Origin of the sequence: Prosthecobacter sp., assembly GCF_044373815.1 — a bacterium.
Lineage (GTDB): Bacteria > Verrucomicrobiota > Verrucomicrobiia > Verrucomicrobiales > Verrucomicrobiaceae > Prosthecobacter.
Genome location: NZ_JBIPNG010000292.1, coordinates 1 through 8,341, shown reverse-complemented (window position 1 = coordinate 8,341; position 8,341 = coordinate 1). Strand labels below are relative to the sequence as shown.

At 61.1% G+C, this 8,341-nt stretch carries 6 protein-coding genes; 3 read left to right on the top strand and 3 right to left on the bottom strand.

The genetic code is table 11. The annotated features are described in order from the left end of the window. Positions 1-132 precede the first annotated feature (132 nt). A complete protein-coding gene (locus ACIREA_RS20700; protein WP_397384249.1) occupies positions 133-1,008 on the bottom strand; it encodes a YicC/YloC family endoribonuclease in 876 nt (291 codons plus the stop codon). Between the two features lie 114 nt (positions 1,009-1,122). Between ACIREA_RS20700 and ACIREA_RS20695 the strand changes: the two genes are divergently transcribed. From ACIREA_RS20695 to ACIREA_RS20685, 3 genes are read left to right on the top strand one after another with little or no spacing between them, the layout of a single operon-like run. Next, positions 1,123-2,034: a ParB/RepB/Spo0J family partition protein gene (locus ACIREA_RS20695; RefSeq protein ID WP_397384248.1), complete on the top strand. Its 912-nt coding sequence runs from the start codon at positions 1,123-1,125 to the stop codon at positions 2,032-2,034. A gap of 30 nt (positions 2,035-2,064) precedes the next feature. Then, positions 2,065-2,544 carry a nuclear transport factor 2 family protein gene (locus tag ACIREA_RS20690; protein WP_397384247.1) on the top strand — a complete coding sequence of 160 codons (480 nt, stop codon included), beginning with the start codon at positions 2,065-2,067 and terminating at the stop codon, positions 2,542-2,544. A gap of 13 nt (positions 2,545-2,557) precedes the next feature. Continuing rightward, positions 2,558-4,120, top strand: coding sequence for a fused MFS/spermidine synthase (locus ACIREA_RS20685; RefSeq protein WP_397384246.1), 1,563 nt, complete (start codon positions 2,558-2,560; stop codon positions 4,118-4,120). Positions 4,121-4,206: 86 nt separating this feature from the next. Here the strand turns inward: ACIREA_RS20685 and ACIREA_RS20680 are convergent, their stop codons facing one another. Continuing rightward, a complete protein-coding gene (locus tag ACIREA_RS20680; protein WP_397384245.1) occupies positions 4,207-5,442 on the bottom strand; it encodes a S41 family peptidase in 1,236 nt (411 codons plus the stop codon). Positions 5,443-5,693: 251 nt separating this feature from the next. Continuing rightward, the coding region (locus tag ACIREA_RS20675; RefSeq protein ID WP_397384243.1) for a c-type cytochrome at positions 5,694-8,341 on the bottom strand (2,648 nt) is incomplete at its 5' end.

The window sequence follows — 8,341 nt, the reverse complement described above, 5'->3', positions numbered from 1 at the left end:
CGTCATGCTGCGTGATGTGATGGTCAAGGCCGGGGCGCCGGAGGCGTGGCTGCCCGAGGATGGGAAGGCCAAGCCCGAGGCCCCGAAATCGGTGCCGAAAGGGCTGCCGAAGCCGGGGGCTTCGTGATCTGATTATTCGGCGTTCTGGACCTGCTCGCGGATTTTTTCCAGCTCGGTTTTGGCGGTGACGACGTGGTGGGCGATTTCGGCGTTGTTGCACTTGGAGCCCATGGTGTTGAACTCGCGGAAGAACTCCTGCAGGAGGAAATCGAGGCTGCGTCCGGCGGGGGTGTCGCTGGCGAGATAGGAGCGGAACTGCTGCACGTGGCTGGCGGCGCGGGTGAGCTCTTCGGAGATGTCTGTGCGATCCGCGAAGAGGGCGATTTCTTTGACGAGGCGCTCGTCATCCAGCGGGAGGGGTAGGCCGGCGTCTTCCAGGCGCTGGCGCAGGACTTTGCGCTGGTGCTCAGGGACGGTGGCGGCTTTGGCGCGAATGGATTCGAGCAGGGATTCGATCAGCGCCAGGCGTGCTTCGATGTCGCTGCGGAGGCTGGCACCTTCGGTGCTGCGCATGGTGTTCAGTTGCTTCAGGGCGGCAGCCAGAGCCTCCTGCACGGAGGGCCAAGCGTCTTCGGTGGCGATTTCTGCCTGGGCCTGGGTGATCACGCCGGGCAGGCGGGTGATGTCGGTCAAGGTGATGTTTGGAGGGACGTCCAGTTTCAACGCCAGGGCGTGCATGGCGTGGTAATAATGAGCTGCGAGATCCTGATCGACTCGGACGGCCTCGGCCCCTGCGGAGCCTGTTTCGCGGCGAACGGCGACATTCACCCGGCCACGGGAGACGGCTGCGGAGACTTCGGTGCGGACGGCGTTTTCCAGCTCGGAGAGTTCACGGGGGAGATTGACCGCGACTTCGAGCTGCTTGCGGTTCACGGAGCTGCATTCCACGCTCCACGTCACTCCTGGGCGCTGTGCTTCGCCCCGGCCAAATCCTGTCATGCTTTTCATAGCCATCAGATGGAACGATATTTGACATTGGTAAAGCTTTGGATGAGGCGGCTGCACATTCGCCGCGATTCCAATTTGCATCGTCCCGGGTGCTCCCTAGTCTCGCCCACCCATATGGCAAAAGCGGCTCTCGGCAAAGGACTCGGCGCACTCATTTCGGCATCCTCATCGGTGTCGGGAGTGTCGCGTCTGCCTGCTCTCGCACAGCCAGCCCCGGGAGACGTGGTGAATCGCGTGACGCTGGACCAGATCGTCCCGAGCCCGCTGCAGCCGCGCAAAGAATTCCAGCCGGAGATGCTCACGGAGCTGATGGAGTCCATCCGCGAGCACGGCATCATCCAGCCGCTGATCGTGCGCCGGGTGAACGGCAAGCTGGAACTGATCGCTGGTGAGCGGCGATTCCGTGCCTCCCGCGAGCTGGGTCTCAAGGAAGTTCCCGTCATTGTCCGTGAAGCCAGCGACAAGGACGTACTGGAGATGGCGCTGATCGAAAACCTGCAGCGCGAAGGGTTAAACCCGATCGAGGAGGCGCAGGCCTACTCGCGCCTGGCAAAGGATTTCCAGATGCGGCAGGAGGACATCGCGCAGCGCGTGGGCAAGAACCGCGCCACGGTGGCCAATACGATGCGACTGCTGGAGCTGCCGGAGAGCATCCGCGACATGCTGATCGCGACGAAGATTTCCACCGGGCATGCCAAGGTGCTGCTCATGCTGAAGCAGCATGATGCGCAGGAGCGTCTGGCGCTGCAGATCGTGGCGAAGAGTCTGACGGTTCGTGCCACGGAAAAAGCGATCGATGCCATCCTGCATCCGCCGCCACCGCCCCAGCCGAAGCCCACGGAGACGGACCTGATCCGTGCGATTGAGGCTGTGGAGCAGAAGCTGATTCAGCATCTGACGACCAATGTCAGCATTCATCACGCCGAGAAGAAGGGCCGCATTGAGATCGACTACTACGGTGTGGAAGATTTGAACCGCATCCTGAGTGTGATCGGAGTCAAAGAAGAGGCCTTTGCGGAGGAATAACGGGCGCTGTGCGCCAATGACGAAATCCGTATGACGAATGACGAAACAAGCATGCGTTTGAAGCCGATGGTATTTGTCATGCGGCATATCTCGTTCTTTTTGCTGGCCCTCATGCTCATGGGCTGCCAGCCGGAGCCGAAGAGTGATTCCGCTGATGTGCGCGAGTTCCTCACGCATTACTTTTCCACTTGGTCTGCCAAGGACATGGACGGCTATGGCGGGTGCTTTCACGAGCAGGCGCGGATCGTCTTCGTGCATCAGGGCGTGCCGCAGAGCCAGGGGCTGACGGACTTTCTGCATGGCCAGAAGCTCAGCCATGCCACCACCACGGTGCCGATGACCGAGGTGCCCACGGACATGAAAATTCTCAGCGACGAGCGCACCGCCCAGGCCAGCGTGCGGTGGAAGCTCACCAAGGGAGCCGACATCACGCTCGGCACCGATTGTTTCACGCTCATCAAAACCTCCACCGGATGGAAGATCATGAGCCTTGTCTTCTACAACGACTGACCGCGAAAAACGCATGTCCAACACACCTTCCAAATCTCCCGCATCTTCGGCAGAAAATGCAGACGCCACACGTGGTACGCGCATTTTTCTGGGGCTTTCCTGCTTCCTGGCCGGAGCAGCGATGATGGTCATCGAAATCTGCGCCTACCGCCTGCTGGCGCCGTTCTTTGGCAACAGCGTGTACACCTGGACCGCTTTGATCGGGGTGATTTTGATCGCGTTCAGTGCGGGGGGGTATCTCGGGGGGCATCTGGCGGACCGCAAGATGGCGCTCGATCTTCTCGGCTGGCTGCTGGCGGGATCGGCGGTGCTGACCTTTTTCATCCCGGCGCTGCACACGGTCTTTGCTGTGGGCATGAGCGCGCAGGGGCTCATTGCCGGGCCTGTGATGATTTCGCTGCTGCTGCTTGCGATTCCTGGGATTTTGCTTGGCGCGGTCTCACCGGCTGCGGTGCGCTTTTACAGTCTGACGCTGAAGGACACGCACGTGGGTGCGGCGGCGGGTACGATCAGCATGCTGGGATCGCTCGGCAGTTTTGTGGGCACCTTTCTCTCCGGCTTTTTCCTGCTCTCCACCTTCGGGGTGCGCAGCATCTTTTTCGGCACGGCGGCGCTGCTGATGCTGCTGGCCATTGCGGCATTCGTGCTGGCCAAAAACACGCTGAAGCAGCAGGCTCCGGTGATTTTGAGCGGCCTGTTTGCCTTTGGAATGAGCTGGATGACGGCACCGAAACCCAAGCCGGGTGTGATCTTTGAGCACGAGTCGTTTTATCATCACATCGAAGTCAGTGAGCGCAGCGAGGGCAATGTGAAGCGCCGGATCCTCCAGCTGGATTCGACGATGGAAGGCGGCATGGACGCGAACACCGGCGATCTGATTCTGCCGTATCAGCAATACTGGAAGCTGGCCCTGCTGCGCGAGCCGGCGAAGGTGGGAAGTGCGCTGTTTATCGGAGCGGGGGCTTTTGGCATGCCAGAGAATGTGTCGCGTGAATTTCCTGAGGCTGCCGTCGATGTGGTGGAGATTGACCCGCAGGTGATCGAAGTCGGACGCAAGTTTTTCAAGCTGGATGAACATCCCCATGTGAAGGCACATGCGGGTGATGCGCGCCGGTACCTGCTGCAGAATGGTGGCAAGAAGTGGGACCTGATTTTTGGGGACGCGTACAACGGCATCCGGCAGATTCCGCCGCACCTCGCGACGCAGGAGTTTTATCAGCAGATCGCGGATCATCTGGAACCGAAGGGGGTCTTCATCATGAACCTGATCGCCTCCATTTCCGGCCCGAAGGCGGAGCTGACGTCTGGCATGATCGCCACGGTGAGGAAAGCTTTTCCTTATGTGGAGGTTTTTGCCGTGGGTTATCGCCGTGATGAGACGCAGAATGTGATCCTGATGGCGGCACGCGAAGATTTGAAGCCGCTGATTGTGGACCGCTATGTGAAGCAGGGCTCCTGGCAGGAACAGCTGATCCGCACGCATGTGCCTGCGGGCACGGTGCCGCAGTCGACTTATGTTTTTACGGATGATCACAATCCGGTGGATGCGATCATTGCGCGGGGATTGCTGGAGTAGGCTGGAGATGCCCGTCTCTTCGTGCTCGCTGCGCTTGGGATGTTTGGCCGGATACAATCGGGGTCAGGAGACCCCGACGCCTTGGCTTAGCGGCTTTCCAACGGCTTCGCTGCGGGGGCGAGAGAGGGGGCGACGAAGGCATCGAAGACGAGGACGCCTTTGAGTGAGTCCACGGCGCGTTCGAGCTGCTTGTCGCCGAGGTTGGCGAGTTCCAGGGCTGCGGCTTCGCCGGTGCCGTGGGAGGCGCGCCATTTGGCGATGCGGAGTTCCTCTTCGGAAGTGAGGGCGGAGACGATGTTGGGTTCGACGCCAGCTTCGTGGATGGTGCGGTGGCTGGGGGTGTAGTATTTGGCGGTGGTGAGGCGCATGGCCGCTCCATTTTTCATGGGGAGAATGGTCTGCACGCTGCCTTTGCCAAAGCTCGTGGTGCCCACGATGATGGCGCGCTTCAAATCCTGCAGGGCGCCTGCGGTGATTTCGGAGGCGCTCGCGCTGCCCTGATTGATGAGGACGGCGATGGGGTACTTGCGCGGCTCCTTGCCACTGCGTGAAGGGGTACGGAAGGGTGGCGGGTTTTGCGAGGCGACGCGGCCCTCGGTGGTGACCACCACGGTGCCTTCGGGCAGGAACTCACCGCACACTGCCACGGCACTGTCCACCAAGCCGCCGGGGTTGTTGCGCAGATCGAGAACGAAGGCCTTCATGCCCTGCTTTTCGAGTTCATCGAGCGCCTTGCTCAGCTCGCGCGCCGTGGGCTGGTTGTATTGTGAGATGCGTGCGTAGCCGATTTTATAAGCGCCTGCCATCTTTGGCGAGAGCAGCATGGGATCGTGCAGGGAAGTCTCGGCGAGTGTTTCGTGCTTCACTTTGAATTCCAAGAACTGCTTGGTGCCGGGGCGGCGGACGGTGAGGCTCACTTCATCGCCGGCCTTGCCTTTGAGAAGCTGCATGGCCTCGGCGATGCCCACGGAGTCAGTCAGCACCTCGTTGATGCGCACGAGTTGATCGCCTGAAAGGACACCTGCTGCCGAGGCTGGGCCGTCTTCGCGGACGGTGATGATGGTGAGGATGTTCTGGCGCAGGGCGATGGTGATGCCGATGCCTTCGGAGGTGTCGCTCTGCTCACGCTGCATGTCTTCGAAGAGAGACTTGCCCATGTACTCGCAATGGGGGTCGAGCTTGTGCAGCATGCCTTCGAGAGCGCCCTCGACGAGCTCGGCGTAGGTGATCTTGGAGTCATCCACATAGTTTTGCCGCACCATTTCCATGGCGCGCGTGAGCATCTCCATCTGCGCATAGGCGTCCTCGGGCGGCGGCTTCACGGGTGGGGAAGCGGGTGTTTTTGGATATGTCTTCGGCTCTGCCGTGGGGGCGGGTTTCGCCTCAGCGGGCTTGGTCTCAGGTTTGGGGGCCGGAGCGGGCGCTGGCGCAGCCGCGGGCGGGGCTGGGGACGGAGGGGCCGCGTGAAGACTCACGCTGACGGCCAGAAGGGAAAGGAGTGCGGGGACGCAACGCATGGGGGCATCCTGCATGATTTCGGGCGCTTGCGACAGGAGAAAATCCCTGCGGTGGATCACTCCAGAGTGATGCCACCCCAGTAGGCGAATTCCATACTCCAGCCGTTGGCGTGGGCTTCGAGGCGGAGGGTGACTTCCTGGCCGGCGAATTTGGAGAGATCGATCTCCAAGGTTTTCCAGCGGGGTTTCTCGTGGTCCACGGTGAGTTCTTTGACGACCTGGCCGTTGATCACGACTTTGGCGGTCCAGTCGCCGCGATCATCGGAGGCGACGGTGGCGGTGAGCTTGGTCTTGCCGGGTTCGACCTTGAGTTTGCGCTCGAAGCTGGCGGGCGTTTTTTTGTCGGGGAAGGGGTGCACGAGGAGCACGTTTTTCTGGCCGTAGTACTCACCGAGTTTGACAGGGGTGCGTTCGAAGTCGGGGGCGCTGACTTTCCATTCGGGGTTCCAGAGGCTGACGCTTTCCCAGTCGATGGCGCGTGAACTGGGGCCTTTGGGTTTGGTGGAGGTGGTGTCTTCGACGCCTTTGATGAGGAGGTCTTTTTTCTCCTTGGTCAGCGGGCCTTCTTCCGGAGGGGCGAGGACGTACCAGATCAGATCCCGGAAGGCAGTGTCGGGGAGATTGCCGAAGCCCATGGGCATGAGGCTCTGCTTGGTGTTGGTGAGGGTGGCGACTTGATCGCGCGGGACGATCTGCGCGGCTCCGCCGGCACCGAGGAGTTTGACGTGACTGGGGGTGTCTTCGACGACGCGTCCGGCGAGGGTGCGGCCGTCTTTGGTGCTGACGGTGAAGTTTTCGTAGCCGTTGCCGATGATCTGGTTGGGATCAATCACGTTGGCGAGGATGGCGTCGAGATTGCTGCGGCCGCTGCCGATGAGATCTGGGCCCACTTTTTGGCCGCCGCCGTGGAACTCGTGGCAGACCATGCAGGTGGCGGTGAAGATAAGTTTGCCGTTGGCGAGATCGGGTTCGCCGGTGAGGCAGGCTTGTTTCTTCTGGGCGATGAGGGACTTCACGTCATCGGAGGAATCTTTCCAGGCGCCGAGGACTTTGAAGGCGAGATCGCGAATGGCTTTGTCTTTGCTGGTGGCGAGGGCGCGGCGGACGGGAACGGGGAAGCCGGTGGGGCTGACTTTGCCTTCGGCGATGGCATTGAGCATGGCCTGCGTCCAGGTGGTGCGGCCGCTGAGGGCTTCGATGGCGGCGTTGTAGAGGAGGCCGCGGGCTTGAGGATCGGACTGCAAGCCGGAGGCTTGCGCTACGGTCAGCAGCGAGGCGATGAAGTCATCGCCGCCGAGATCTGCGGCGGCGCGGATGGTGGCGACGGCGAGGGCGGTGGAGGTTTGCGGGGTGAGGAGGGGCTTGAGGCCTTCCTTCACGGTGTCGGTGCGGACTTTGCGCAAGGATTGCAGAATGGCGATGCGTTCCTTTTCGGGCTTCTTGGCGTCGTGCAATGCCACGATCATTTCCTTCACGGCGGCTTCATCGCCCCAGAGAACGGCGAGAGTTTGTCCGTGCTTGCGGACATCGGCGTTTGAGTGCGAGCGCCATTGGGTGAGAGTGGCTGAGACGTCTTTGGTGGGCTTGATGACGCCGCCTTCCTGGCCTTTGACGAGGCCATCGAGGGTGTGGGCGAGGAGGATGTCGTGGAGTTCGATCTTCTCGCAGAACGAGACGGCGAGATCGAGGTTCTCGGGCTTGCGGGTGTCGCAGAGGCGGCGCATGGCTTTGTGGGAGAGGATGCGCGAGAGGGGCTGGGTGGTGGCGGCAACCTCGAGAAGTTGGTCGAGAGCATGCTGTTCAAACGCGACCAGCGCGGGTTCGAAGACCTGCCAGATCATGAATGCGAGCACCGGATCTGCATCCTTCGAGGTTTTCACTGTCTCCTGCCATTGGGTGAAAATGGAGCTTGGCGTTTTGAAGTTGGCGACACCGGGTTTGGTTAAAAAGCGGGTGCTTTCCAAACGCAATTTTGCCAGCAACGTCAGCCTCACCAGAGGGTCGGGGTCTTTCGCCAACGCCAATTGAGTGGTCATATCCTCGCTGCTTGAATGTCTTGCTGCGATGATTCGATGTTGTGAATCTGGGGAGGTTGCCAGACGGTTCACAAGGGGGGCTGTCAACATTCCGTAGGATTTGAGCAGAAGCGAAGCGTCGTTGCAGGTGGATGGTGAGGGCAGTTGGGTCAGTAGTTTTTGAAGCAGTGGGCCGGCGCTGTCGGAGCGGTTTCTTTCCACCAGCATCCGTCTCCCCATGCGGCGCATCCAGTTGTTGGGATGCTCCAGGGTTTTGACGAGATCGGGGGTGGCGAGTTTTTTGAGGTCGAGATCGGTGCGGTCGCGGGTGGTTTTGGATGTGTCGTCCTGGAGGACGACGCGCCAGATGCGGCCGCGTTCGCGGTCGACGCCTTCGGGGTTGGCTTTGGCGTTTTGGTAGCAGGGGTATTTGTCGCACCAGTCCATGATCCAGAGGAAGCCGTCGGGGCCAGTCTGGGTGCTGACGGGGCGGAACCAGCCGTTGTTGGCGCGGAGGAAGTCGCGGCGGGGCTCGCATTTGAAGGTGGCGCCGACGGGAGTGAGGACTTCTTCGTGGATGGCGTTGTCGTGGATGTTGCCGATGAAGGCGTGGCCGTGGGTGTCGGCGGGGTAGCGACCGCCTTGGTAGATCTGGATGCCGGCGTAGGCGGCGCGGAAGTGTTTATGCT